The sequence below is a fragment of the Cupriavidus sp. WKF15 genome (assembly GCF_029278605.1).
Classification (GTDB): Bacteria; Pseudomonadota; Gammaproteobacteria; order Burkholderiales; family Burkholderiaceae; genus Cupriavidus.
Map to the genome: position 1 here is coordinate 300,287 of NZ_CP119574.1, position 25,047 is coordinate 325,333.

Annotated in this window: 19 protein-coding genes and 7 pseudogenes; 14 read left to right on the top strand and 12 right to left on the bottom strand. The window is 61.3% G+C overall.

The features are described 5' to 3' along the window. Positions 1-65: 65 nt before the first annotated feature. Complete coding sequence (locus tag CupriaWKF_RS31360; RefSeq protein WP_276103970.1) at positions 66-1,277, bottom strand: NAD(P)/FAD-dependent oxidoreductase; 1,212 nt, start codon at positions 1,275-1,277, stop codon at positions 66-68. A gap of 584 nt (positions 1,278-1,861) precedes the next feature. Here CupriaWKF_RS31360 and CupriaWKF_RS31365 point away from each other — a divergent pair. From CupriaWKF_RS31365 to CupriaWKF_RS31375, 3 genes and pseudogenes are all read left to right on the top strand, one after another. Beyond that, positions 1,862-2,281, top strand: coding sequence for a cupin domain-containing protein (locus tag CupriaWKF_RS31365; RefSeq protein WP_276103971.1), 420 nt, complete (start codon positions 1,862-1,864; stop codon positions 2,279-2,281). Positions 2,282-2,290: 9 nt separating this feature from the next. Beyond that, on the top strand, positions 2,291-2,746 hold the full coding sequence (locus tag CupriaWKF_RS31370; RefSeq protein WP_276103972.1) for a carboxymuconolactone decarboxylase family protein: 456 nt from the start codon (positions 2,291-2,293) through the stop codon (positions 2,744-2,746). A 586-nt stretch (positions 2,747-3,332) separates the two neighbouring features. Continuing rightward, positions 3,333-3,628, top strand: a pseudogene (locus CupriaWKF_RS31375) (TolC family protein); the annotation flags it as partial. 71 nt (positions 3,629-3,699) lie between these two features. Here CupriaWKF_RS31375 and CupriaWKF_RS31380 read toward each other — a convergent pair. Further along, positions 3,700-4,623 (bottom strand): LysR family transcriptional regulator, encoded by a 924-nt coding sequence (locus CupriaWKF_RS31380; protein WP_276103973.1) that lies wholly within the window; start codon positions 4,621-4,623, stop codon positions 3,700-3,702. A gap of 160 nt (positions 4,624-4,783) precedes the next feature. Here CupriaWKF_RS31380 and CupriaWKF_RS31385 point away from each other — a divergent pair, with 160 nt between their 5' ends. The 7 genes and pseudogenes from CupriaWKF_RS31385 (at position 4,784) to CupriaWKF_RS31415 (ending at position 13,232) form a co-directional block, all read left to right on the top strand. Next, complete coding sequence (locus CupriaWKF_RS31385) at positions 4,784-6,070, top strand: MFS transporter (protein WP_276103974.1); 1,287 nt, start codon at positions 4,784-4,786, stop codon at positions 6,068-6,070. Positions 6,071-6,082: 12 nt separating this feature from the next. Further along, on the top strand, positions 6,083-6,832 hold the full coding sequence (locus CupriaWKF_RS31390; protein ID WP_276103975.1) for a creatininase family protein: 750 nt from the start codon (positions 6,083-6,085) through the stop codon (positions 6,830-6,832). A 78-nt stretch (positions 6,833-6,910) separates the two neighbouring features. After that, positions 6,911-7,375: a RidA family protein gene (locus tag CupriaWKF_RS31395; RefSeq protein ID WP_276104131.1), complete on the top strand. Its 465-nt coding sequence runs from the start codon at positions 6,911-6,913 to the stop codon at positions 7,373-7,375. 114 nt (positions 7,376-7,489) lie between these two features. Next, complete coding sequence (locus CupriaWKF_RS31400; RefSeq protein ID WP_276103976.1) at positions 7,490-8,764, top strand: M20 family metallo-hydrolase; 1,275 nt, start codon at positions 7,490-7,492, stop codon at positions 8,762-8,764. 189 nt (positions 8,765-8,953) lie between these two features. Then, entirely contained in the window at positions 8,954-10,300 is a 1,347-nt protein-coding gene (locus tag CupriaWKF_RS31405; protein WP_276103977.1) for an MFS transporter, read from the top strand. 164 nt (positions 10,301-10,464) lie between these two features. Beyond that, positions 10,465-11,985, top strand: coding sequence for an amidase family protein (locus CupriaWKF_RS31410; RefSeq protein ID WP_276103978.1), 1,521 nt, complete (start codon positions 10,465-10,467; stop codon positions 11,983-11,985). Positions 11,986-12,260: 275 nt separating this feature from the next. Continuing rightward, positions 12,261-13,232, top strand: a pseudogene (locus tag CupriaWKF_RS31415) (IS5 family transposase). A 210-nt stretch (positions 13,233-13,442) separates the two neighbouring features. Here the strand turns inward: CupriaWKF_RS31415 and CupriaWKF_RS31420 are convergent. Beyond that, complete coding sequence (locus tag CupriaWKF_RS31420) at positions 13,443-13,904, bottom strand: DUF6130 family protein (protein WP_276103979.1); 462 nt, start codon at positions 13,902-13,904, stop codon at positions 13,443-13,445. A 206-nt stretch (positions 13,905-14,110) separates the two neighbouring features. On the opposite strand from CupriaWKF_RS31420, the pseudogene CupriaWKF_RS31425 reads away from it, so the two are divergent. Continuing rightward, positions 14,111-14,547, top strand: a pseudogene (locus tag CupriaWKF_RS31425) (Rrf2 family transcriptional regulator); the annotation flags it as partial. A 97-nt stretch (positions 14,548-14,644) separates the two neighbouring features. Here CupriaWKF_RS31425 and CupriaWKF_RS31430 read toward each other — a convergent pair. Continuing rightward, a pseudogene (locus tag CupriaWKF_RS31430) lies at positions 14,645-14,806 on the bottom strand (NAD(P)/FAD-dependent oxidoreductase); the annotation flags it as partial. Positions 14,807-15,032: 226 nt separating this feature from the next. Here CupriaWKF_RS31430 and CupriaWKF_RS31435 point away from each other — a divergent pair. Next, entirely contained in the window at positions 15,033-16,238 is a 1,206-nt protein-coding gene (locus CupriaWKF_RS31435) for an IS110 family transposase (RefSeq protein WP_276099851.1), read from the top strand. Between the two features lie 19 nt (positions 16,239-16,257). On the opposite strand, the pseudogene CupriaWKF_RS31440 reads toward CupriaWKF_RS31435, so the two are convergent. Continuing rightward, positions 16,258-17,310 (bottom strand): annotated as a pseudogene (locus CupriaWKF_RS31440) (FAD-dependent oxidoreductase); the annotation flags it as partial. A gap of 501 nt (positions 17,311-17,811) precedes the next feature. Here CupriaWKF_RS31440 and CupriaWKF_RS31445 point away from each other — a divergent pair. Next, positions 17,812-17,964 (top strand): annotated as a pseudogene (locus CupriaWKF_RS31445) (cupin domain-containing protein); the annotation flags it as partial. A 9-nt stretch (positions 17,965-17,973) separates the two neighbouring features. Next, positions 17,974-18,429: a carboxymuconolactone decarboxylase family protein gene (locus tag CupriaWKF_RS31450; RefSeq protein ID WP_276103980.1), complete on the top strand. Its 456-nt coding sequence runs from the start codon at positions 17,974-17,976 to the stop codon at positions 18,427-18,429. Positions 18,430-18,737: 308 nt separating this feature from the next. Here the strand turns inward: CupriaWKF_RS31450 and CupriaWKF_RS31455 are convergent, their stop codons facing one another. The 7 genes and pseudogenes from CupriaWKF_RS31455 to CupriaWKF_RS31485 form a co-directional block, all read right to left on the bottom strand. Beyond that, positions 18,738-19,631 (bottom strand): FAD-dependent oxidoreductase, encoded by an 894-nt coding sequence (locus tag CupriaWKF_RS31455; RefSeq protein ID WP_276103981.1) that lies wholly within the window; start codon positions 19,629-19,631, stop codon positions 18,738-18,740. Next, positions 19,628-19,993: an FAD-dependent oxidoreductase gene (locus CupriaWKF_RS31460; protein ID WP_276104132.1), complete on the bottom strand. Its 366-nt coding sequence runs from the start codon at positions 19,991-19,993 to the stop codon at positions 19,628-19,630. The genes CupriaWKF_RS31455 and CupriaWKF_RS31460 overlap by 4 nt, the downstream gene beginning before the upstream one ends. Positions 19,994-20,008: 15 nt before the next feature. After that, a complete protein-coding gene (locus CupriaWKF_RS31465) occupies positions 20,009-20,161 on the bottom strand; it encodes an FAD-dependent oxidoreductase (RefSeq protein WP_276103982.1) in 153 nt (50 codons plus the stop codon). A gap of 148 nt (positions 20,162-20,309) precedes the next feature. Next, entirely contained in the window at positions 20,310-21,209 is a 900-nt protein-coding gene (locus CupriaWKF_RS31470; RefSeq protein ID WP_276103983.1) for a LysR family transcriptional regulator, read from the bottom strand. 649 nt (positions 21,210-21,858) lie between these two features. Further along, positions 21,859-22,624 (bottom strand): annotated as a pseudogene (locus CupriaWKF_RS31475) (LysR family transcriptional regulator); the annotation flags it as partial. Positions 22,625-22,733: 109 nt separating this feature from the next. Then, positions 22,734-23,840, bottom strand: coding sequence for an efflux RND transporter periplasmic adaptor subunit (locus CupriaWKF_RS31480; RefSeq protein WP_276103984.1), 1,107 nt, complete (start codon positions 23,838-23,840; stop codon positions 22,734-22,736). Positions 23,841-23,924: 84 nt separating this feature from the next. Next, positions 23,925-25,046 carry an MFS transporter gene (locus tag CupriaWKF_RS31485; RefSeq protein ID WP_276103985.1) on the bottom strand — a complete coding sequence of 374 codons (1,122 nt, stop codon included), beginning with the start codon at positions 25,044-25,046 and terminating at the stop codon, positions 23,925-23,927. Position 25,047: the final 1 nt, after the last annotated feature.

A 25,047-nucleotide genomic window follows, 5' to 3' on the forward strand; every position in this document is an offset into this window, starting at 1 on the left:
CGCATACGGCTAAGGCAACGAGGGCGATCCATCCGGATCGCCCTCGTTCATGATTGCTTTCGCTGTCAGGCCACAACCACATGGTGCGGATCGGCACAGGCCAGCGCCTCGGCACGGTCAGCACTCGGCGGATAGATCCACTCGGTGTTGATCTGCGTCTTCAGTGCCTTGGCTTCTACGCCCACCAGCTTCACCTGACGATCCCAGCCTTCGGTGTATACAGCCCCCCACGGCCCGAGATCCAGGCAGGTGACATACTTCGGCTGGCTGTAAGGAATCGGCGTTGTCCCCAGGAGGTCTGCCGCCACATTATGCCCAGCGATCCGGCCCAGCTTCATCGCGTGCTGACAGGACATCGCGGCGTGGTTACCTTCATCATCGGTGGCCGCGTAGGCAACGTCACCCGTAGCGTAGACCGTATCGATGCCTTTGACCTTCAGGTTTCGATCGACATGGAGCCGCCCGAAGTTGTCGCGCTGCGCTGGAATCTGCGACGTCAGCGCACTGGCACGCGCGCCGGCGGTCCAGATCACCGTGTCTGTCTCGATGCGCTCACCGTTCTCGAGCGTAACGCCGTTCGCATCCACCGCCGCGACGCCGGAGCCGAGCTTCCATGTCACACCGAGCTCAGTCAGCGCCTGGGTAATCACCGGACGCGGGCCGGGACCCAGGTCGGGGCCAACGTCGCTGTTGCGCTCGACCATGATCACGTTCACGGCAGCGTCCTTGCCGAGTACGTCGCGTAGACGGGCAGGCATTTCCGCGGCGGTCTCGATACCGGTGAAACCGGCTCCGGCGATCACTACCGTGTTGCGTGACACGCTTTCGGGACGACGCGCCAGGCTGGCGAGATGCGCATCAAGCGCTGCGGCATCAGCCACCTGGTCTACATTGAACGCATGCTGCTCGAGCCCCGGAATCAGCGGCCGGAACAGGCGGCTGCCAGCAGCGAGGACCAGGCGGTCATAGTCGAGCTTACGGAGCGACGTATCGGCACCCAGCCCCACAATTTCCACTTCCTGGCTTGCCACATCAATGCGCTCGACCAGGCCCTGGATGAACTTGACGCCCACAGCCTGAAATATTTCCTGCAGTGGCGCCCTCATGCCGCCTGGGTTCTTCTCGTAAAGACGCGGACGCACGTGCAGCTCGGGCTCCGGCGCGACAAGTACGATCTCCACATCGGTACGCCCCACTTCATCCAGAAGGCGGGCCGAACCCAGCGCGCTCCACATGCCGGCGAAGCCGGCACCAATAACAACAATACGTTTCGACATGCTTCATGCTCCTTGAATCAATGCTCGATTTCGTGTGACCGGCGAACTCCAAAGTTGGCGTAGCAGCCTGATCAGCTAGGCGGTACCTTGCGGCACCGTAACTACGATTCTATTAATCGTAGTTACGGTGTGCAAGAGCTTTTTTGATGCAGCCAAGGTCGCTACATTCTCCTGTGGCATCTCGTGCGCTTTTCACCTGCGCCTTGCACTTGGATCCTCTTTCGACTATCTTTACTACGCTTTTACTAGTCGTAGTTAAATGGAGTGGAGCATGAAGCGGAGCAGATGGGTCGGCGCGCTGACCGCAGTTGCCATCGTGGCGACTGGTGTTGCCGTATGGGCGGAGGGTTCAGGGTTGGTGGTGCAGAGTCCGAGCCCTGCGCTGAAGGCGGGACAGTCGGTTCCTCCCGGTAACACTGACGATCCTGTCAGCGAGTTGCTCACAGGCCAAGACGTGACAGGGATAGCCTGGGGCCGTCCGGGCCACTCAAATGGCACAGCAGATGACAGTTCCGCTAGCAAAGGTTTGGGCCGACCGCGGCCCGAGCTTGCCTGAGATAAATACGCTACCAAGGAGATCCGTTATGAAACTCAAACGCAAATTTTTGCTGTTACTGGTCGCTGCGGCCGGGATGGCCGCTGCAGGCGTCGCCGCTGCGCACGGGCCTGCCGAGACGGTCGTGCCGAACTTCTCACACACTATCCCGAACATTCCGGGCAAATCGCTCGTGACTGTGGAAGTGCTTTACCCCCCCGACGGCGCCTCGTTGCCGCACCGCCATGCCGAGTCGGCATTCATCTACGCCTATGTTGTTTCGGGCAGCATAGTGAGCAAGGTCGATGATGAACCGGAACGCATCTACAAGGCAGGGGAAGGCTTCTACGAGAAGCCTGAATCACGGCATCTGGTCAGTCGCAACGCGAGCAAAACCCAGCCGGCCAAGTTGCTGGCCATCTTCGTCGTCGATTCTGACGACAAGGCACTGACAACCAATGACAAGTAGGAGTTTGAAATGAGACTGGATTACACGAAAGTATCCCCTGGCGGCGTAAAGGCCTTTGGCGGCGTCTACGGCTACATCATGCAGTCGGGCCTCGACGAGGTATTGGTCGAGCTGGTCTATCTGCGCGTCAGTCAGATCAACGGATGTGCATATTGCCTCGACATGCACACCCGCGATCTGGTCAAGAAGGGAATCAAGCCCGAAAAGCTCGCACTGGTGCAAGCCTGGCATGAAGCCGGCCGGCTGTTCAGTGACCGTGAGAAGGCCGCCCTTGCTTGGGCAGAGTCGGTGACTCGCGTCGCGGATACGCATGTTCCGGACGACGTGTTCCAGGCGGCCACAGTAGCCTTCAGCGAAAAGGAACTGGCTGACCTGACGATGGCCATCAGCCTGATGAATGCATTCAATCGCCTGGCAATCAGCTTCCGCCGCGCGCCGGAAGCCGCGATCGAACTCGAGGACTGATCGGCGACGCATCTGCGCGCGAGACATTGTCTTCGCCGCAGGCGCTACGACACACCAACTCGGCGTTCAGGAGTTCAGTATGAATCCGATTCTTTCTCACGCCATGACGCAGCCCAGACCATCAGGCCTGTTACGCTGGTCCCTGGTCGTGGGATTTCTTGGCTTGGCGAGATGAATTACACAGTGGACAACTTCCCTCGGCGCTTGGGATGCGACAAGACAAGAACGAGCTTTGCCGCCCTTACTACGTGGCATTCGACACGCTATGGGCAGCAGCACGTGTCGCACAATCAGTCTTTCCCTAGGAGTCTGTCGGAATTTCGTTGCCCGACGAGCTTTTGATTAAATGTTGAGCAAATTTTGCGCGTTAGAGAGGAGAAGTTGTCTTCGACGCCCTCATCAAACCTCAACTTTCGGCCTGTAGCACGTCGGCATTGTTCAAGTCCGACAGACTCCTAGAACTGCCACGGATCTGCTGCCATCGAGCGGTTAAGCTGAAACTCGGCCTCGCCCCTGAGAAGGATGGAACGCCATTGTCAGTGTGCCCCCCCTATCCCGGTAAATTGCATCGAAATCAAAGGGTTACTTGGTGGCGTTCCGCGAGGTCGAAGATAGCCTGGGCGATGTGCGCTGGCTCAGTGAGCAAGCCCGGGCGCTGGACAGCGCGTGGCTGGCGCGAAGCGTGCGCAGCGCATCTCGCGCAGCCGCTATGAGGCCGGCGCGGTCGACTACCTGACCGTGATCGATTCGGACCGCACCGTGCTGCAATCGCAACGCGAGGCAAACGCGGTGGCCGGCCTGCGCGCCGCGGCCACGGTGTCACTGGTTCGCAGCCTGGGCGGCGGCTGGGGACCGTTGCCCGAAGTGGTGGCGAAGAGCTGACGAAGCCTGCAGGTCTCCAGCAGCGCCGGGGTAGCCCGGCCGTCCTGCACCGCGCGAGCCTAAGCGGGCGGCTACTGGCCACCCTGTGCAAACATCGGCATGTCCCGCAGGATATGTTCGAGCAGCTTGAGCGCCGCCGCCGGTAATGGCCGCCCGGCCTTGACCAGCAAGCGCGCCTGGGTGCCCCTGAACAGCGGATGATCGATCGGCACCACCGTGAGCGTTCCGGCAGCGATTTCGCGATACGCGGCGAACTCGCCGCCGATCAGCGTCATGTAGTTTTCGTAGGCAACAAACTGCTTGAGCGCCGTCAGCGAATTGGTGATCAGCGTCGGCCGGATCCTGATGTTCTCCGCGAATTCGAGCATTTTGGCGGCGTGCCCGACGCCGAATGACGCCGGCATCATGGCCAGCGGCCAGGACAGGATGTCCTTGACGCTGGCCGCGCCGCCACGCAATGCCAGGGGGTGGTCGGGCCGCACCAGCAGGCCTACCGGCTGCGATGAGCTCGCCAGATACTCGATGCGCGGATGTGGCGGCGGATTGAAGGCAAGTCCGATGTGCGCGCGACTTTCGGCCACGGCGTCGAGCACCTGATCCACGCCGAGGATCTCCATGCTGATGTCGAGCAGCGGGTACTGCGCGCAGAACGGCGCCAGCACTTCATTGACCAGCGCATCCACATACCCTTCGCTCAGGACCAGCTGGACCTGCCCCTGCTGCAGGCCCTTGAGGGCATGGAGCTGGTCCTCGAGCTTCTCCTGATGTGACCGGTAGCCGCGCCAGAACTCGAGCAGATGCGCGGCGGCCTCGGTCGGCTTGACGCCACGCGCCTGTCGCTCGAACAGTGTCGTGCCAAGTTCGTCCTCGAGCAGCCGGATCTGCCGGGTGATCACCGATGGTGAAGTGTCGAGACTCTCCGCCGCGCCGCGAATAGTGCCTTGCTCTAGGACTTCGCGGAAATAGCGCAGCCGCTGCTGATTGATTTCCCGCATGTCGATCCTCCACCTGGCCAATGACAGACTCACACCATACCCGATGCGTTGCCCGTAAGGCAACGAAGTGTGGACATAGTTGCTGTTGGAGATTGCTCATGCCGCTGCCACTATCCGATCCATCAACGCCGCACACACATAAAAGACATTGGAGACTGGCATGCTGGTGATCCCGAGCGAAAGCGCAGTAGACGACACCTCAACCCTCTACAATAAGATCAACTGGCGACTTCTGCCGTTCCTGCTGATCTGCTATCTGTTCGCCTATCTGGATCGCGTCAACATCGGCTTTGCGAAGCTGCAGATGCAAGGCGATCTCGGCTTCTCCGATGCCGCATATGGCGTGGGCGCGGGGATCTTCTTTATCGGCTACGTGCTGTTCGAGATACCGAGCAACCTGATGCTGCCGCGCATCGGCGCACGCAAGACCTTCAGCCGCATCCTCGTGCTGTGGGGCATCACCTCGGCCTGCATGCTGTTCGTGCGCAACGTGCCGATGTTCTATGCCATGCGTTTTCTGCTCGGCATCTTCGAAGCAGGCTTTGCCCCGGGCATGATCTATTACCTGTCCTGCTGGTACGGGCCGCAGCGCATGGCACGCGCCATTGCGATCGTGTTCCTTGCCGGCCCGCTCGGCGGCATTGTCGGCGGCCCGGTCTCGGCATGGCTGATCACCGCGCTGTCGGGCACCGGTGGCCTAGCCGGCTGGCAATGGATGTTCCTGGTCGAAGGCCTGCCCTGCATCCTGCTCGGCGTGCTCGCCCTCTGTTTCGTGCCGAACCGTCCCGCCGACGCCGCCTGGCTGAGCGAGCAGGAAAAGCGCCAGCTCGCCAACGAAATCGGATCGAGCACGGCGCACAGTCATTCCTTCCTGGCCGTGGCCCGCGATGTCCGGGTCTATGTGCTGGCGCTGGCGTACTTCTGCATCATCGCCGCGATCTATGCGATCAGCTTCTGGCTGCCGACCTTCATCAAGGCCCAGGGCGTGAACGACACCGTGCAACTCGGCTGGTACTCGGCCCTGCCCTATGTTGCCGCGGCCTTCGGCATGTACTACATGGGCCGCCGCTCGGACCGGGTCGGGGAGCGCCGCTTCCACAGTGCCGTGCCCGCAACCGTCGGCGGATTGCTGCTCGCCGCGTCCATCCTTGTCGACGGTAATCTTGCGGCATCGCTGGTCTTGCTCACGCTCGGTACCTGCGCGCTGTGGATGGCCTACACGGTGTTCTGGGCCATGCCTTCCGAGTACATCAAGGGTCCGGCGGCCGCAGGCGGCATCGCACTGATCAACACGATCGGGCTGTCGGGCGGCTTCTGGGGCCCGGCCATGATCGGATGGGCCAAGACCGCCACCGGCAACCTTCACCTCGGTGTGCTGATCCTGGCCGCGCTGCCAGTCATCGCCGCACTGATCATCCTCGCCAACAAGCTGCCCGCAAAGCGGTAACAAGGAGTCGTCATGCTTCTACATCTGTCCACCTGGTCCGAAATCGAGCAGTTCCTCAAGCGCAGCCGCACGATCGTCGTGCCGATCGGCTCCAATGAACAGCACGGTCCCACAGGGCTGCTGGGTACGGACTGGCTGTGTCCTGAAATCATTGCGCGTGAGTCGGAAAAATCCGCCGACATCCTCGTGGCCCCCACGTTCAATATCGGCATGGCACAGCATCACCTCGGCTTTCCCGGCACCATCTCGCTGCGCCCGTCCACGTTCATCGCCGCGATCGGCGACTGGACCCGCTCGCTGGTGCTGCATGGTTTCGAAAAGATGCTGTTCCTGAACGGCCACGGCGGCAACGTCTCGTCGATCGATGCCGCATTCTCCGAACTGTACGCCGAAGCAAGCTTTGCGCGTCGTCGTGCCGGCTTCGCACTGAAGCTCTGCAACTGGTGGGATCTCGAAGGCGTGGGCGAACTGGCACGAGACCAGTTCCCGACTGGACACGGCGCGCATGCCACGCCCTCGGAAATTGCCATCACGCAGTACGCCTTCCCCGATTCGATCAAGTCGGCCGACTATGCGCCGCCCATTGCGCCGACCGGCCCGATCCGCGAAGCCCTCGACTTCCGTGCCCGCTTCCCGGACGGGCGCATTGGTTCCGATCCAGGCCTGGCAACGCGCGAGAAAGGCCGCGCACTGGTCGAACTGGCCGCTAAGTCCCTGGTGCGCGAACTCGAAGCGTTCGGCCGCGAGCCGATGCCGGACTGAAACCGGTGCGCCGGCGCCACATGACTCGCGATGACTCCCCGTGGCGCCAGCCATCTTGCCCACCCCTCGACAAACATCATGCAATCACACGATATCCACCAAAGACTGAAAGCACTCGACATCGAGCTGTCCCCCGCAGGGGCGCCGGCTGCCTCGTACGCAATGAGCGCGCAGAGCGGCAATCTTGTCTACCTGTCTGGCCACATTGCGAAGAAGCACGGCAACGTGTGGGTTGGCAAGCTCGGCGCCACGATGTCGACGGACGAGGGCCGCGCCGCCGCCCGCGCGGTCGCGATCGATCTGCTGTCGACGCTACATGCCCACACCGGCAATCTGAATCGCGTCAAACGCATCGTCAAGGTTATGAGCCTGGTTAATTCAACGCCCGACTTTACCGAGCAGCATCTGGTCACCAACGGCGCATCGGAGCTGTTCGTCGACGTGTTCGGCGATGCCGGCAAGCATGCGCGGTCGGCATTCGGTGTCGCACAGATTCCGCTGGGGGCCTGCGTGGAGATCGAAGTCTGCGTCGAACTTGACTGAGGCATCAGATCGAACCAAACAGTGCACGCAGATGAACTCTTAATATCTGCGCGAAAATTTTCTACGCGGCAACCAGTTGCTCATGCGAAGCAACGCAACAAGGCAAGCAGCCAGATGAACGCCCCCACGCCATCCTCCTCTCTTACCCCTGTCGGTCCCCGCATCAATAGTCAGCGGCTCTGGGAACATGTCAGCGCCATGGCAAGGATCGGCGCCACGGCCAAAGGCGGTGTCAACCGCCAGGCGCTCACCGCGGAAGACACCCAGGGCAAGATGTTGTTGCTCCAGTGGGCATCCAGGCGAGGCTATCAGACCTCGATTGACCCGATCGGCAATCTGTTCATCCGCCGCCCCGGAAGGAATCCGGGCCTCAGCCCGGTATTGACGGGTTCACATCTTGACTCCCAGCCGACCGGAGGCAGATTCGACGGTGTCTACGGCGTGCTTGCAGGTTTCGAGGTACTCGAGACGCTTGACGATCATGGCATGGAGACAGAACGCCCGATCGAGCTCGTTGTGTGGATGAACGAGGAGGGATCAAGGTTCCCCCCCCCCACGATGGGCTCCGCCGTTGCGGCCGGCGCGCTGCCGCTGACCGACGCATTGGCCATCAAGGACGTCAACGGGATCGATGTGGAAAGCGCATTGAAGGCCCAGGTCGCCGAGTTGCCGGTTCTGGAGAAGCGCCCGCTTGGCATGAGCGGCTTTGCCTATATCGAAGCCCACATCGAGCAGGGCCCGGTCCTTGAGAACCAGGCGTGTGATGTGGGCATTGTCACGGGCATTCAAGGACTTCATGCCTACGAGATCCAACTTCTGGGCGCCGAGGCCCACGCGGGCACGACGCCGCTGCGGCATCGCAAGGATGCATTGGTGGCCGCCACCACGCTCATCGGATGCATTCGCACCGCGATAGACGACCCCGAGGATATCCTGCGCTTCACCGTCGGAAGGCTGGAGGTTTATCCGGGATCGCCGAACACCGTGCCAGGCAGGGTGACATTCAATATCGATCTGCGGCATCCCGACCCCGATCTCCTCCTGCGTGCCGGCGAGACGATCCTTCAGCTTTGCGCCGGCGAGATCGAAGGCTGCCCGGTGTCAGCGAAGGTTCTGTTGAGGTCCACGCCGATAACGTTTGACGATCGCGTGGTGGCAACCGTGCGCAAGGCCGCTGGCGGTCGGGCCACGAAATTCCTGAACATCGTTTCCGGCGCGACCCACGACGCCAAGTATACCGCACAACATATTCCCACCGGGATGATCTTCGTGCCTTGCGAAAAGGGCATTAGCCACAACGAGGCCGAGAACGCGCGCGAAGTCGATGCCGCGGCTGGGGCGCAGGTCCTCTTCGACGCCATGCTTGCGATCATGTCCGAACCACTATAAGCAGTTCCAGCTGCCGCATCGATTGCGGATCAACCGCACATGGGCAGCGATCGGACGCACGGCCACCGCGAAGTGTCGGTCGACACGAAGCGAAGTTGCCACGCAATCACGCCAGAACCATTCAACCACGGATGCCGGCGCCGATGCACACCGTGGCGACGCTATACACACCAACCAAAGGAGAGGTCTGTGTCTCAGAAAGACCAAATTTCAGGGAGCAGGACGGACGGTGCGTCCCTCTATCGAAAGATAGATATACGCTTGCTGCCACTGCTGTTCATTGGCTTCATGTTCGCCTATCTGGACAGAGTCAACGTAGGCTTTGCAAAGCTTCAGATGCAGAGCGACCTCGGCTTCTCCGACGCCGCCTACGGCATCGGAGCAGGAATATTTTTCGTGGGCTATGTCTTGTTCGAGGTGCCAAGCAACCTTTTGCTGCCCAGGGTTGGCGCCCGGCTTACCTTCAGCCGCATCATGGTGCTCTGGGGTATTACCTCGATGTGCATGGTGTTCGTCAATAGCGTCCCGGTGTTCTACGCCCTACGCTTTCTGCTGGGCGTCTTCGAAGCCGGCTTCGCGCCGGGCGTCCTGTTCTACTTGTCGCGCTGGTATGGTCCTGGCCGCATCGCCGGTGCAATATCGATGGTTTGGCTTGCGGGCCCTTTTAGCGGAATTGTTGGGGGACCGCTGTCGGCGTGGATCATGACGGCGTTCGCCGGTACGGCCAATCTCGCCGGGTGGCAATGGATGTTTCTTATAGAGGGCGCTCCCACCCTCGTGCTTGGCGTTGCGGCTTACTTCCTGCTCGTCGATGGTCCATCCAAGGCGAAATGGCTCAATGACATGGAGAAACGCGTCCTGGCCGCGGAAACGAACACAGGTGCAGAGCAGCGGCACGAGTCGTTTCTCACGGTACTGCGCGATCCCAAGGTGTATGTCCTGGCGGTAGCCTACCTGTGCATCATCGCGCCGATCTATGCCTTGAGCTTCTGGCTGCCGACTATCATCAAGTCCGCTGGTGTCACCAGCACACAGCTCCTCGGTTGGTATGCAGCCATTCCTTATGTGGCGGCGGCGTTTGCCATCTTCTTCGGCGGCCGTAGCTCCGACAGGCTTCAGGAGCGCCGGATTCACATCGCTGTGCCGGCTGCCATAAGCTGTCTTTGCTTCATTGGCTGGTACCTCGCCGACGGCAGTCTCGCAGTGACACTGGTATGCGTTACCTTCGCTACCGGCCTGATGTGGATGGCCAACATCGTCTTCTGGGCCATTCCTTCCGCGTACATCAAGGGCAACGCACGAGCGGGAGCCATTGCTCTGATCAATACGATTGGACTGTCTGGCGGCTTCTTCGGCCCAAGCATCATCGGTTGGTCGAAATCCCTGACCGGCAGCATCTACCCCGGGTTCCTGCTGATGGCAGCGTTGTTGCTGATGTGTGCATTCATCATCATGTTCCTTCGCCTGAAGCCAAGCGGCGATGCCGCGCTTCGCCACGAGTCGCCCTTGCCGGCCAGCGTGCGTCAAGCGAAGTAGAGGCTCCGGCCACGTAATCACACCTGTCGGTAGGTACTCGCCTATGAGACAGCCGGGGGCGATGCCGGACAAATGTCCGTCGTTGCCTGCGGCCAGAACAGACAGGTGCGCAACGCTGCCGATGCGCGCGCTGTCCCGATGTCTCCCTGAAAGAGAACGTCCACATGAAACTCGCCGAATATACCGCCCTTGACGGCATGGGGCTGCATCACCTCATCGCTACGCGGGAAGTGACTGCAATGGAAGTGGCGCAAGCCGCATTGTCTGCCATCGAGGCGGCTAATCCCCAGGTAAACGCTGTGCTCGATTACTGGCCCGACGAGGCTGAGATACAGTCCGCCAGCATCATGCGCGCCGATCCGAGACCGCTCGGCGGCGTGCCGTTTCTCCTCAAGGATCTCGGCGTCAGTATGCAGGGACGCAGGAGCGAAATGTGCAGTCGTCTGGCGATGGGAACCATCGCAAAGGAAGACTCGTACGTGATGACGAGCTTCCGTCACGCAGGCCTGATTACGCTCGGGCGCACAACCATGCCGGAACTGGCGGTCAGCACGACGACCGAACCCGCGCTGTACGGCCCTACGAGGAACCCCTGGAGTCTGCAACATGGCGCGGGCGGATCGAGCGGGGGAGCAGCTGCGGCGGTGGCCGCCGGTATGGTTCCCATTGCGCATGCGACGGACGGAGGCGGATCGATACGGGTGCCGGCCTCCTGCAACGGGCTCTTCGGTCTGAAACCGACCAGGGGCCGCGTGTCGAACGGTCCCTACGTGGACGAAGTGTGGAATGGTCTGGGCGTGCATTTTGCCGTGAGCCGGACTGTGCGAGACAGTGCTGCGCTGCTTGATGCGATCCACGGCGGCGGCGTGGGCGATCCCTACTACATTGCCCCACCCAAAGCCAGCTATCTATCCGAGATCCGGCAACAGCCGGGAAATCTGAAGATCGGGTTCATGGTGAATCCATTAAATGCCGCACGTACTGACACGCGGGTCGCTGACGCTTTGAGTAAGGTGGCAAGGACACTTGAGACCCTGGGTCATCATGTCCATGAGGTAGCGCCAGATTTGGGAGTGAGCTGGGATGCCTTTGTGCAATGCAATGCGCAAATCTGGGCTGCCAACGCGGCGCTCCGGATCAACGGCATTGCCGCAGCCACCGGACGAACGGTGGATGAAAAACAACTTGAACCCGCAACGCTCGCGCTCTATCGATACGGCATTGAGATTGGCGCCGTAGAGCTCCTGTCGGCATTGCAAGTCAGAAATACGGTCACACGGGCGCTGGGTAGGTTCTTCGGCGACTACGACGTTCTGCTGACACCGACGCTACCCGGACTTCCACCTCAAATTGGCGAATACAACCGGGTAGAAACGTCCGTGGATGGGCTTGGCTGGATCGCACACGTTTTTGACCAGTCACCATTTACTGCGTTATCGAACGTAACCGGAACGCCAGCGATGTCAGTGCCGCTTTCCATCGACCTGCAAGCGGGTCTGCCAATCGGGTCGCATTTTATGTCTGGCTTCGGGCGGGAGGACACGCTATTCCGACTCGCCGCGCAATTGGAAGCAGCATGTCCCTGGCGCGAATTGCGACCACCGGTATGGGCAGGGTCGATCGTCAACGAGATGTCGACACAGCAACATCCCTTTCCAGGGTCGAAGCTAGGGGGTTCTCCTTAAAGAACGATGCGTGGCTTCGCAATCCGTAAGGATCTTCCTCGCATTGGGCGCGGAGGCAGCTTAGGCGTGAGTGTCATCAGAAGCATAGAGATGGCGCTCGCGAAATGCCACCGCAGCCGAAGCCCTCAAGGCACAAAGAGACATCGCTCGTAGCAAGCAACCCTTCCATGCATCCTGCGAATTTAGGTTGGGCCAACTAAGGCAATGCTGATTAAGTCCTCCGCTTCATGAGGAAGAGCGTTATGTGAGGGGATCAAGAACGCAAAGAGAAGAACATGAAGCAGATGACGTTGGCAGCGGGTGCAGATCAAGGGGCGGGATTCGAGCAATACCGTAAGCCAACGCGACGTGAGGCATTTCTGGCGACGATGGAAACGATCGTGCCGTGGGGGGCGTTGTGCGCGGTGATCGAGCCGTACTATCCGAAGGCCGGCAACGGCCGGCCACCCATTGGCCTGGAGCGGATGCTGCGCATCCACTTTTTGCAGCACTGGTTCAACCTGGCGGATCTGGCTTGCGAAGAGGCGCTGTATGACAGCGCCAGCCTGCGCCGCTTTGTAGGTATTGACCTGGGTCGTGAGCCGGTGCCGGACGCCACCACGCTGCTGAAGCTTCGCCGCCTGCTGGAGAAGCACCAGCTTGCCGAGCGGCTGTTTGCTGAGGTAGGCCGGGTCCTGCAGGCCAGTGGCGTGAAGCTGAAGACCGGCACCATCGTGGATGCCACGATCATCGGTGCCCCCAGTTCGACGAAGAACGAGGAGAAGGCTCGCGACCCCGAGATGCACCAGACGCGGAAAGGACAGCAGTGGTACTTTGGCATGAAACTGCACATTGGCGTGGACAGCCAGAGTGGGTTGGCCCATTCGGCAGTCGTGACGCCGGCCAATGTCCACGACAAGCATGCGCTGCCCCAGTTACTGCATGGGCAGGAACAGCGCGTTTAAGATAGTGCCTACGCCAGTCAGCAGGAGCTGATCGCATCGAAAGCTCCTCACGCCAAGGACTTCACCAATCAGCGTACCCGCAAGAACGGCCAGATTGACGAGGTGCAACGCGGGAAGAACCGAAACAAATCGAAGATCCGTGCCCGGGTCGAACATGTCTTTGCCGTGGTCAAGCGCCTGTGGGGCTTCACCAAAGTCCGCTACCGCGGCCTGAAAAAGAATGCCGGCCGGGCCTTCACAGCCCTAGCGCTGGCCAATCTTTACCTGAGCCCAGGACATCTGATGGGAGCAGTCCGCCCATAATGGGCGCGTGCGGGGCGAGCGCCTCGCCGACACACCCCGTTGGGGGCGCAGCATGCCAAAATCTCGTCATCACGGCCATTTTTCAAAGCGAATAGGCTCCACGTCGAACCGCTCCACAAAAATTCGGCAGCTTATTCAGCGTAGCCCTAAAGCAGATTCCTCAACGAAGCAGTCCACGCGCCCACCTGAAACAGACGGGCGCACAATACATCAATGCTCGTGCGGCTTCGAGATTCTTAGATCCGGGACCGTGACGGCTACCACCTCCGTAGCCAGGATCTTGTGGCTCGGGTCAGCCAACTCGAGCCGAAGCTTGTGCGGCCCCGGCGTGAGCCCGACGACGATGATCGGGTCTTCACTAGTATGGGCCCAGGTACCACGAACGTCGTCTACTGTTACGTGCAGATGCCCGATGCGTGGCGAGATATCGACTGCTTGTTTGCCAAATACGGGCATGACGCGGAAATTCTCGGTCCGGAACTGGACAATGACTACGCCGCGCGCAAGCGGCTCGGCAAGTGCCGGGTACGCTATCAGCCTGGGGGCAGGCTCGCTGTTGAGCGGAAGAATGGCGGGTGGCCGCACGGCATCCTGTGCTGTTTGCGCGGATGCGCTTACGCAGAATGTCGCCGCAATGGCGACAGCCGCAAGGTACTTCAGGTTGTGGCGCATGACATGGTCCTTTTCGTAGATGGGCTGCCTCGATGCGCGGGCCAGGTAAAGCGATCGCGCGCAGTTTTGAGATAGTCACCAAATTTCATCACACGCCAGCTGCCCGTTGTGGTGACATTGTATGGGCAAGTATCGCTTGCCGTTCCTGATACATAGCAATACACCAATCGCCGGAATTGCTGCTGGTGGGCTCGTAGTTAAACTAGGGCGTTCCCACCGAGTTTCTGGCCAAGCTGTTCACCAAATTGGCTAAGGCGGAATTGGTAGTGGCCACTGAGGGCATCAAGGGTGGCTTCAGGCTGGCACGCCCGGCCGCACGCATTGCTGTGCACGACGTGGTGGTAGCGATCGACGGGGACAAGCCAATATTCGACTGCTGCGAGATTCGCGAGCGCTGCGCAATATTCGAGGATAGCCGCCGGTGTGGGCCACGCGAGGCGTATGCTCAATCCGTGGGGTCATGCAGATCGCGGAAAAAGCCATGCGCGCAGAACTCAAGCGGCACACGCTGGCCGAGCGCACCAACAACAAGGCTCCGACTGGCTACGGCGTGCAAATCGTTCAATGGTTGACCGATCGCCAGGCCAACAGACGCAGCGACAAGGCCGAACCCGTGCAAGCGAGAGCGCGAAAACGCGCCTGAACCGCATCATTGCGATGGGCCCAGCCGCTTCGATGTAACAACAGAATGCAATGAGGGCGATCATCTGGATCGCCCTCGTTCATGCTTGCTTAAGCTGTCACGCCACCACGGCAAGGTGCGGATCGGCCGAAGCTAGCGCTTCGACACGATTTGCACTTGGCGGATAGATCCGCTGGGTGTTGATCCGCGTCTTCAGCGCCTTGGCTTCCGCACCCACCAGCTTCACCTGGCGGTCCCAACCTTCTGTGTATACGGCCCCCGTTACTATCTTCGTGTCCCGATGATCGGGGCTTTGGCCAGCCAGGCCCGGCATGATTCTCGCCCCCAGTCGCCCATGATCCGGGGGGTGTTGTCACCGGGCCTGGTGGGTGGCTGGTGATCGCTAATAGGGGCTCGGCTGGAACATCTGGAGGCCGTCCGTAACGTGGATGCCGAGACTTGCCACCGTTGTTGCAGGCCAAACCGCTCAATCTGCAAAACCTTCGATGCAAGACAACCAACAACATAGCTCCGTCGATGTATTCGTCGGCGTCGATGTCGGCAAAGGCCACCATCATGCCGTCGCTCTCGATCGGAACGGAAAGCGCCTGTACAACAAAGCGCTGCCCAACGATGAGGCCAAACTGCGCGCGCTCATCGCCGAACTCAAGGCACACGGCCAACTTCTGTTCATCGTCGATCAGCCCGCCACCATCGGCGCGCTGCCTGTGGCAGTCGCCCGTGATGAAGGTGTCCTGGTCGCCTATCTGCCGGGTCTGGCCATGCGCCGCATCGCCGATCTGCATGCAGGTGAAGCCAAGACTGACGCCCGCGATGCCGCCATCATTGCAGAAGCCGCCCGCTCAATGCCGCATACGCTGCGCTCGCTTAGACTGGCGGACGAGCAACTTGCCGAACTCACCATGCTGTGCGGCTTCGATGACGATCTCGCCGCGCAGATCACGCAGACTAGCAACCGCATTCGCGGACTGCTCACCCAGATCCATCCCGCTCTGGAGCGGGTTCTGGGGCCGCGCCTCGATCATCCAGCCGTGCTTGACCTGCTTGAGCGATATCCGTCGCCCGCCGAACTTGCAGCCGCCAGCGAGAAGACGCTCGCTAACCGCCTCACCAAACTCGCACCCCGCATGGGCAAAAGCCTCGCGGCCGAAATCGTTCAGGCGCTCAGCGAGCAGGCGGTAATCGTACCTGGCACTCAGGCAGCAACGATCGTCATGCCGCGTCTGGCACAGCAGCTCGCTGCCTTACGCAAGCAACGCGACGAGGTTGCCAGCGAAGTTGAACGCCTGGTGCATGCGAACCCTCTTTGGCCAGTCCTGACCAGCATGCCGGGAGTCGGCGTCAGGACCGCCGCCAGACTCCTCACTGAAGTCGCCCACAAAGTCTTCGCTTCGGCCGCGCATCTTGCCGCCTACGCTGGCCTGGCGCCAGTAACTCGACGCTCCGGCTCATCCATCCGTGGCGAGCACCCGTCCAGGCGGGGCAACAAGGTCCTTAAGAGAGCACTCTTCCTCTCTGCCTTTGCCGCCTTGCGGGACCCTGTCTCACGGGACTACTACGCCCGCAAGGTCCAACAGGGCAAGCGCCACAACCAAGCGCTCATTGCTCTTGCCAGACGTCGCTGCGACGTGCTGTTCGCCATGCTGCGTGACGGCACCTTCTATCAACCGAAATCCGCCCCTAATGCTTGACGAACCACATAGGGGCACCCCCCCACGGCCCGAGATCCAGGCAAGTGACATACCTCTTCTGGCTGGAAGGAATCGGCGTCGCTCCTAGCAGGTCCGCCGCCGCGTTATGTCCTGCTGTCCGACCCAGTCTCATCGCGTGCTGGCAAGACATCAAAGTGCGGTTTCCCTCATCATCGGTGGCCGCACAGGCAACGTCACCGGTTGCATAGACGGTATCGACACCCTTGACCTTGAGGTTTCGATCGACATGAAGTCGACCAAAGTCGTCGCGTTCCGCCGGAATCTGCGATGTTAGGGCACTGGCTCGTGCACGCCCGGTCCAAATAACGGTATTAGTCTCAATGCGCTCGCCGTTCTCAAGCGTAACGCCGTTCGCATCGACAGCTGCGACACCAGATCCGAGCTTCCATGTCACACCGAGTTCAGACAGAGCCTGCGTGATCACGGGGCGTGGACCGGCACCAAGATCGGGACCAATATCGGTGTTGCGCTCGACCATGATGACGTTCACGGCGGCGTCTGCGCCGAGCACCTCGCGCAGACGGGCCGGCATTTCCGCAGCAGTTTCGATACCGGTGAAGCCGGCACCGGCTACCACTAACGTGTTGCGCGCCGTGCTTTCGGGGCGGTTGGCCAAGTTGGAGAGATGCGCGTCAAGCTCCGCAGCACTCGCGACCTGGTCCACATCGAACGCATACGGATCGAGCCCCGGGATCTGCGGCCGGAACAGCCGGCTGCCAGCGGCGAGGACCAGGCGGTCATAGCCAAGCTTGCTGCGCGACGTATCGGCACCCACCCCCAAAAATTCCACTTCCTGGCTTGCCACATCAATATGCTCCACCACGCCTTAAATGAATTTGACGCCAACAGCCTTAAAGATCTCCTGCAGTGGCGCCTTCATACCGCCTGGATTTTTCTCGTAGAGCCGCGGGCGGAGGTGCAGTTCTGCCGCCGGCGCGATAAGCGCGATCTCCACGTCAGTGCGCCCCACTTCATCCAGAAGGCGAGCCGAGGCCAAAGCGCTCCACATGCCGGCAAAGCCGGCACCGATAACAACAATACGTTTCGACATGCTTTCATGCTCCTAACTCAATGTTTGGTTTCGCGTGACGCGCAAATCCTTAGCTGGCGTAGCGACCTGATCAGCTCAACGGTAACCCACGGCTGCACGCAAGGTGCGACATTGTTTGTGCCAATTCGTGCGCTTCCTGCCTGCGGCTTGCACTTTCACCTTAGATCGATTATCTTTACTACGACTTCATTGTTCGTAGTATGAACAGCGATGAAGTAGATCTAGAGACGGCTCCGATTGGTCGGCGCCATAGGCACAGTTGTTATCGTGACGACTGGCGTTGCCAGAATGAGCGCGGCCAACAAGTGGCGCGCCAGATGGCAATGCTGCTAGCGAAGCTTCGGTCCCACGCCTAGGCTTGCCGGAGGGACTCATATGGCCTCACCAAGGAGATCCGTTATGAAAACAAGCGCATTCCTTTGCTCTCACTGGCAGCGATCGGAATCGCCTCCGCAGGCATCGCCGTTGCGCACGGGCTCTCCAAGACGGTTAAGCCGAAAGGAACGCATCTACAAAGCGGGTGAAGGCTTCTACGAGGAGCCTGGGTCCCGTCACCTGGTCAGTCGCAACGCGAGCCGGACGCAACCAGCCACGCTTCTGGCCATTTTCGTCGTCAATTCCAACGATCAGGAACTGACTAGCAATGACAAGTAGGAGTTTGAAATGAGACTGGATTACACGAAAGCATCCCCTGCTGGCGTAAAGGCCTTTGGCAGTGTCTATGGTTACATCATGCAGTCGGGACTCGACGATGTATTGGTCGAGTTGGTATATCTGCGCGTTAGCCAGATCAACGGATGCGCATATTGCCTGGACATGCACACCCGTGATCTTGTCAAGAAGGGCGTCAAGCTCGAGAAGCTCGCACTGGTGCAAGCCTGGCATGAAGCCGGCACGCTGTTCAGTGACCGGGAGAAGGCCGCCCTTGCCTGGGCGGAGTCAGTGACTCGTGTTGCCGATACGCATGTTCCGGACGACGCGTTCGAAGCAGCCGCGGCAGTCTTCAGCGAAAAGGAACTGGCCGATCTGACAATGGCCATCAGCCTGATGAATGCGTTCAATCGCCTGGCAATCAGCTTCCGCCGCGCCCCAGAAGCTTCGCTCGCGCTCAAGGACTGATTGGCAGCACTAGTCGCGGACAGCTTACCGACCAGGGCCGCGCGATGTTCTGAAGCGGCTCGAACTCTGCGACAAACTAAGGCATTGCGCCCCATCCGTCGCTTCGATGGCTTTCATGCTCCGCACCGGCCTGTTAGAGCTGCCCGTTGAAAACGCTGGCATGGCGACGGACGCATCTCGGTCGCCGGCAGCGCCGACCAACTCGGGCCGCCTGCCTGCTTAGGCGCACATTTCGATAAGGGGGGTCGTCTGAATCGCTCGCTTCCTCCTGGCAAGGCCTCTACCGTTCGGAAGCCCCCGTCCAGGGGCTAATCCCGATGCATTAGCGTGCAAAAGATTGCGTCTGGCGTTCCGACGTCGGTTTGGCATCGCCATCGACCATCGGACTCGAGGCTGGCCTGCAGACCTCTGCGGGTACATCGTAATCGGGCTCGGTGATGGCGGTTCTCATTGTGACGAACTCCTCGGCTGCCGTGGACCACCTCGCCTGCTTCCTCACCGACCATGAGTACCCCGACTACGCAGTCGGTGTCGGCGTCGACCACAAGCTTCATCAGCGTACGTGTTGCCCTCCCACTCAAGATATGCTTCAGCGCGCGAAAGGTACTGCGGTAGATTGCTACCCCTTTTGAATCGTGCGCGCTTGTGTCTCGCTCAGCCCTGCGGTCGCAGTGTTCGGATGAGTGAATACGGCCGTCGGAATGGCGGAGTAGTCGATGCGAAGGGTGCCGCTCTAGCGAACAACCAGTCCATGAGCACCGTCGCTTCCCGCAGCGCGACGGGTGTGAGTTGTATGCGTCGATCACGTCGCCCACGGCATAGACCGACGGCACGCTCGTCTGAAACCGGGCATCGACCGCAATGGCACCGTCTGATGTTAGGGCAACGCCGATCTCTTCCAGTCCAAGTCCACTCGTGTTCGGCCAACGGCCGGTCGCGCACAGAACGGCATCTGCCACAATACGCTCGCCGTCACTCAACGTGACGATGCGATGGCCGGCCACAGTCTGTACCTTCCGAACGGTAGCGTTGAACCGAAACTCGATACCATCCGCTTCCATCTTTCCTTGCAGGAACTCCCGGACGTCGTCGTAGCCGCTTAGCAGTCCCGCTCCACGGTACACCAGGATTACCTCGGCGCCGAGCGCCCTGTAGATCGCGGCGAACTCGCAAGCGATCCACCGCCAACCACCAGCAATCATCCGGGCACTTGTGGAAGATCGAACATGGCATCGGATGTCATCACCAGTTCCCGGCCCGGCATGTCGGGAAGGCTAGCACTCGCGCCGGTCGCAACCAAGATATGCTCTGCCGTTATCTGATGATTGCCGATGACGACCGTGTGCGCATCGGTCAGCCGAGCACGGCCGCGTAGAACCTGGACGCCGCCGGTCGCAAGCATATGCTCGTAGACCTCAATGAGGCGAGCGATCTCTGCCGCTCGGCGATGCTTTAGTGTGGGCCAATCGAGGCGCTGACCGTTTGGCACCGCCCAGCCAAAGCCGGTCGCCTCCTCGAAGGCGTGCGCGTAGCTCGCCGCATAGCTGTAAAGCTTCTTGGGAATGCATCCGGCATTGACTCAGATGCCGCCCATGGCGCCCTGCTCCACCAGCGCAACGCGTGCGCCGCGTTCCGCGGCCAGACGAGCAGCGCGCACGCCTCCACTGCCACCGCCGATCACCAGGATGTCGACATCGAAGTCTTGCGTGTTCTTCTTGATTCGGTTCTGCATAGGGAACTCCATGAGCCGGTCAAACCGGCAAGTCTCAGCGAATGAGTACGCAGGATAGACCGACTATCCTCGATTGCAGAGCCATCAGGCAATGTCGTGGAGGAAAAGACGCTGATTAGCGTTGTGAATGACAGCCGTGGCGCTGCCACTATTTGCTGAACAATGCCATGGTGACCCCGCGCAGCCAGCGGTTGCCGGGGTCACCATGCTGGCTACGATGCCAGTGTTGTTTCACGTCGTAGTGAGGGAAGTCAAAGGGAGGAGCAAGCAGACGCAACTCCGCATGATCGGCGTAGACCTCGCCGATCGACTGGCTTACGGTGGCAATCAGGTGCGTTGCGGCCACCACTTGCGGGATGCTGAGGAAGTGCGGACAGCATAGCTGCGCATTTCTCTGGATGCCGTTCTCTCTCAGATACCGCTCCACGAGATCATGAGTGCGGCTTTCGGACTGCACGACCGCGTGGGACGCTCGACAGTATCGCTCGCGAGTCAGGGTTCTGACAGCGAGTGGGTTGTTCCTTCCAGCAATGCAGACGAAGCCGTGAGTGAACAGCCGCTGCTGGTACATGTCCGTGCCGAAAAGGTCTGGCAAGTGGCCCATTGCAAGGTCTACTTCGCCGCGCTGCAGACCCTCGCCGAGTTCGCGCGGGCTCAGCGATACGGTCTTGACGCTTACCCGGGGAGCCACGCCAGCCAGATGCCGTAGCAGCCGCGGTAGGAACGTCAACTCACCAATGTCCGACATCGCAATAGTGAAGACGCGTTTGCTTAAAGACGGTTCGAACTGCGGTGTGACGAGGATACGCTCCCGTACCCCCGAGAGCATGTCCTGTATGACCGGTGCGATATCGACTGCCCTGGCTGATGGCTGCATGCCAGCGTGGGCCTTGACGAAAAGCACGTCTCCCACCTGCTCGCGCAAGCGCTTCAGAGCATGCGACAACGCCGGCTGGCTAAGCCCGAGCTCTTCCGCAGCCCTTCCCAGATGGCGGTGACGCCACAAGGCGTCGAAGATGCGCATTAGGTTGAGGTCGAACTGATCCATCTGCAGAATGAAGCGATCCGTCGCTGATCCACTGCGCGCCGGTGCGCGCGGAACAGGAGTGTCCGCCAGGCGCGCTACCGTGAAGGCCTCATGGTAGCATCGCCATCGGGACCCGTGCGGAGCTTAGCATACACGCCGCGGCTGGGCAGTATCATCTCGTTTCTCGGCGACAGCGGCGACGTGCATGCCATCCGCGGCCATATCGAAATCGGGCAACGAATGCCACTGGCGCACATATGCCGGCGCGGTGAATAGCCATGCTAGCCGGTCGTAGTATTCGGAGGGCGTTCGTCCCTCAAAGACCGAATTGCGTACTAGTCGCTCGACGCCGCCAGCATGGTAGATCCGATCCAGCATCAGCGACGAAATCTGAACGCGCGCCGACCGTACAATCCGCACGTCCTGATACCTCTGAAACGCCTGTGCGCACGCACCATCTGCGGCGTCCAACTCTGTGGCGAGGGAGATCGGTTCTTCGAGCGCCATGGCAGCACCCTGTGCAATGTACTGCACCATGGGATGTGCAGCGTCGCCCCCAACGGCGTGGCCAGTCGGACTGGCTGTGGCGGCCAGATTGCGCCCGACCTGCCGCGCAGTCCGGCGAAGTTCCAGTCATTTCCCCTCGCCAGAAAACATCGTCATCCTCCGCGAGCGTGCCGGCCGCGATCTCCCGATACGCGGCGAACTCGCCGATCAGCGTCATGAAATTCTCGTAGGCGACGAACTGCTTGAGCGCCGTGAGGGAGTTGCTCACCAGCGTTGGCCGGATGCTGACGGTCTCGGCAAACTCCAGCATCTGCAGCGCGTGCCCCACGCCAAACGACGCGGGCATCATCGCGAGCGGGTACGACTGCAAGTTCCGGATGCTGGCCGGGCCGCCGCGCAAGGCCAGCGGGTGGTCACGCCGGAGCAGCAGCACCACGGGCTGCGATGCGCGCGCATGATACTTGATGCGCGGATGCGGCGGCGGATTGTAGGCAAGGCCGATGTGCGCACGACTTTCCGCAACTCCGTTCAGGACGTCATCCACCGGCAGGATCTCCAGCCGGAAGTCGAGCTCGGCGTATTGCGCCCAGAACGGCGCCAGGACTTCATTGACCAGTGGATCCACATAGCCCTCGCTCATGGCCAGCTGGACCTCGCCTTGCTGCAGCCCCTCCAGCGCGCGCAGCTGGTCTTCAAGTCTCTCCTGGTGCGACCAGTAGCCCCGCCAAGATTCAATCAGGTGCGCTGCCGCCGCCGTCGGCCGCAGGCCGCGCGGCTCTCGCTCGAACAGGGTCGAGCCGAACGCCTCTTTGGATCTGCCGGCTAATCACCGAGGGCGAGGTATTGAGGCTGTCCGCCGCTCCGCGGATGGTGCCGTGAACTAGGACTTCCCGGAAATACCGCACGCGCTGCTGATTGATCTCACGCATTTTGAAACATCCACAGGACCCAGGTGTGACGCGAAGCGCTACTCCCGAACCACGCGCCCTGTGTTCAACGTGCCTTGGTGCATTGCGAGGTGCCAGCCGCTTACGTTGCTCAAAAGCCAACGACCTGTGAACGCAGTTGCTGTTTGCCGGACCAGCCCGCCCTGTCACTATCGGCAGCCAGAAAAACCCGATAGGCCACCTTGTTGTCCTGGCCAACCACGTACACGAACTTCTTGCTCTGGTCGCTGCCGACGGCCACGTCCGGCACCACCAGCGCGGATGTGTCGCCACTGTCGGAGAGTCCGATCGAGACGAACATGCCGGGGACGAGCGCCCCGTCGCGGTTCTCGAACTTCGCCCGCGCGCGGATCGTCCCGCTGCGGGTGTCGATCTTGTTGTCGAACGTGTAGATCACACCTGGGTAGATGCGCTCCGTGTCGCCCTGCACACGCATTTCCACCGGGATGTGCTGCTCCTTTTTTTGGGTCTCGGCATAACGGTGAATCGACTGGACATAGGCCTGTTCGTCAACATCGAAGTCGGCATAGATGCCGTCGTTCGACACGATGCGGGTCAGCACGGGCGCATTCGCGCCGGGCTGGACCAGGTTGCCGACGGTGACTTCCGCCCGGCTGATGCGGCCGGCGATCGGCGCCTTGACGTAGGCATAGTCGAGATTGATCTCGGCCTGGCGCAACGCGGCTTCGGCCGCCAGCACGGCCGCCTTGGCCATGCGGTCTTCGTTGGTGCGCTGGTCGTGCAGGCTCAGCGGGATCGCGTCGGCGTCGATCAGGCCCTTGGCGCGCTCACGCTCGGCGGCCGCGAACTCGGCGCGCGCACGGGCCGACGCCAGGTCGGCGCGGGCACGGGCCACAGCTGCGCCATAGGGACGCGGATCGATCACGAACATCACATCGCCCGCCTTCACCGTTTGCCCGTCGCGCACACGGACTTCCACGATCTTGCCGCCCACTTCAGGCCGAACCAGCGCCTCGTCCACCGCATTGAGGCGACCGGAGAAGTTGGCCCAGACGCGTACGTTCTCGGGCGCCAGTGTCTTCACGAAGACCTCGGGCGCGGCGGCCGCCGGGGCTGTTGCCGCGCGCGTGTCCTTCAATGCCATCGTTGCGACCAGCGTGCCGGTCGTCACGACCAGTGCCCCACCTGCCAATAGCCATCGCCGCCTGCCGGCCCGGCCGTTCTGTCTGTCTGCCATGCTCTGCTGCCCAATCCATCGATTGATTCATCCGTGATTCGATCCGATGACGCCCGTGCGCCTGTCGGGGTTCCCTCCTCAGCTTCAGCGCGCCGAATCGGATGTTGCGCCGACCACGCCGGCCCGTTGGACTTCCGGCCGGACGATCCGCTGTCGCGCCCATTCGGCGACGAACAGCGCTATCGCCAAGAAGACCGCACCCACGAGGCCGAGGGCATGAGGGTCGAACCAGGCGATGGCCGCGCCGCCAATGACGCCTGACATCGATACGCCGACGTAGATCGCCGCCGAATTCAGCCCCAGCAGCAGCGGCGACGCGGCCGGCGTGATACTGATGAGCCGGTGCTGCTGCGGGACCAGCACGCCCCAGCCGCACACGCCCCAGACGATCAGAGCTGGGACCGCGGTCACCAGCGATGCCGACGTCAGCGGCAACAGGGCGAAGTCGATGACCAGTACGGCAATGGCGGCGTTGATGATGCGGCGGCTGCCGTAGCGATCGGTCAGGCGGCCGGCGGCGAAATTGCCGGCGGTCGCCGCCACGCCCCACAGCAGCAGCAAGGCCGCCAGCACGCGCGGGTCTCCGCCGGTGGCGCGGTCGAAGCTCAGGCCGATGTAGGTGTAGACGAGGAAGAGGCCCGCATAGATCATCCAGGTGGTCAGCAGAGTCAGCAGCACGCGAGTATCCGCCAGCGGTGCAAGGCGGCGCGACAGGCTGATGGCCGGCGGCGTCGGGATCTCCGGCAAGCGCCACGCTACGCCCAGTCCGGCCAGCGTGCCGACGGCGGCCACGAACCACATCGTCGCGCGCCAGTCCAGCGCGCCGCCGATGAAGGTGCCCAGCGGCGCGCCCAGCGCCGTTGCACTGGACAGACCGCCGATCACGATGGCGAGCGCGCGCCCACGCTGCTCGGGCGGCACCAACGACGCGCCAGTTGCCGTCGCGGTCGGGCTGAACATGGCCGCGCCCAGGCCCGCAATGAGTCGGCTGGCCAGCACGAGTTCGATGTTCGGCGCCACAGCGGTCACCACGTTGCCCACCACGAACACGGCGAGACCCGTGAGCAGCAACTGCTTGCGCGGCCAATGCGCTGCCGCTGCAGCGATGATGGGCGACAGCAGCGCATAGCTGATCGCATACAGCGTCACCATCTGGCCGGCCAGCACCACCGATACGCCAAGCGAGGCCGAGACCTGCGAAAGCACG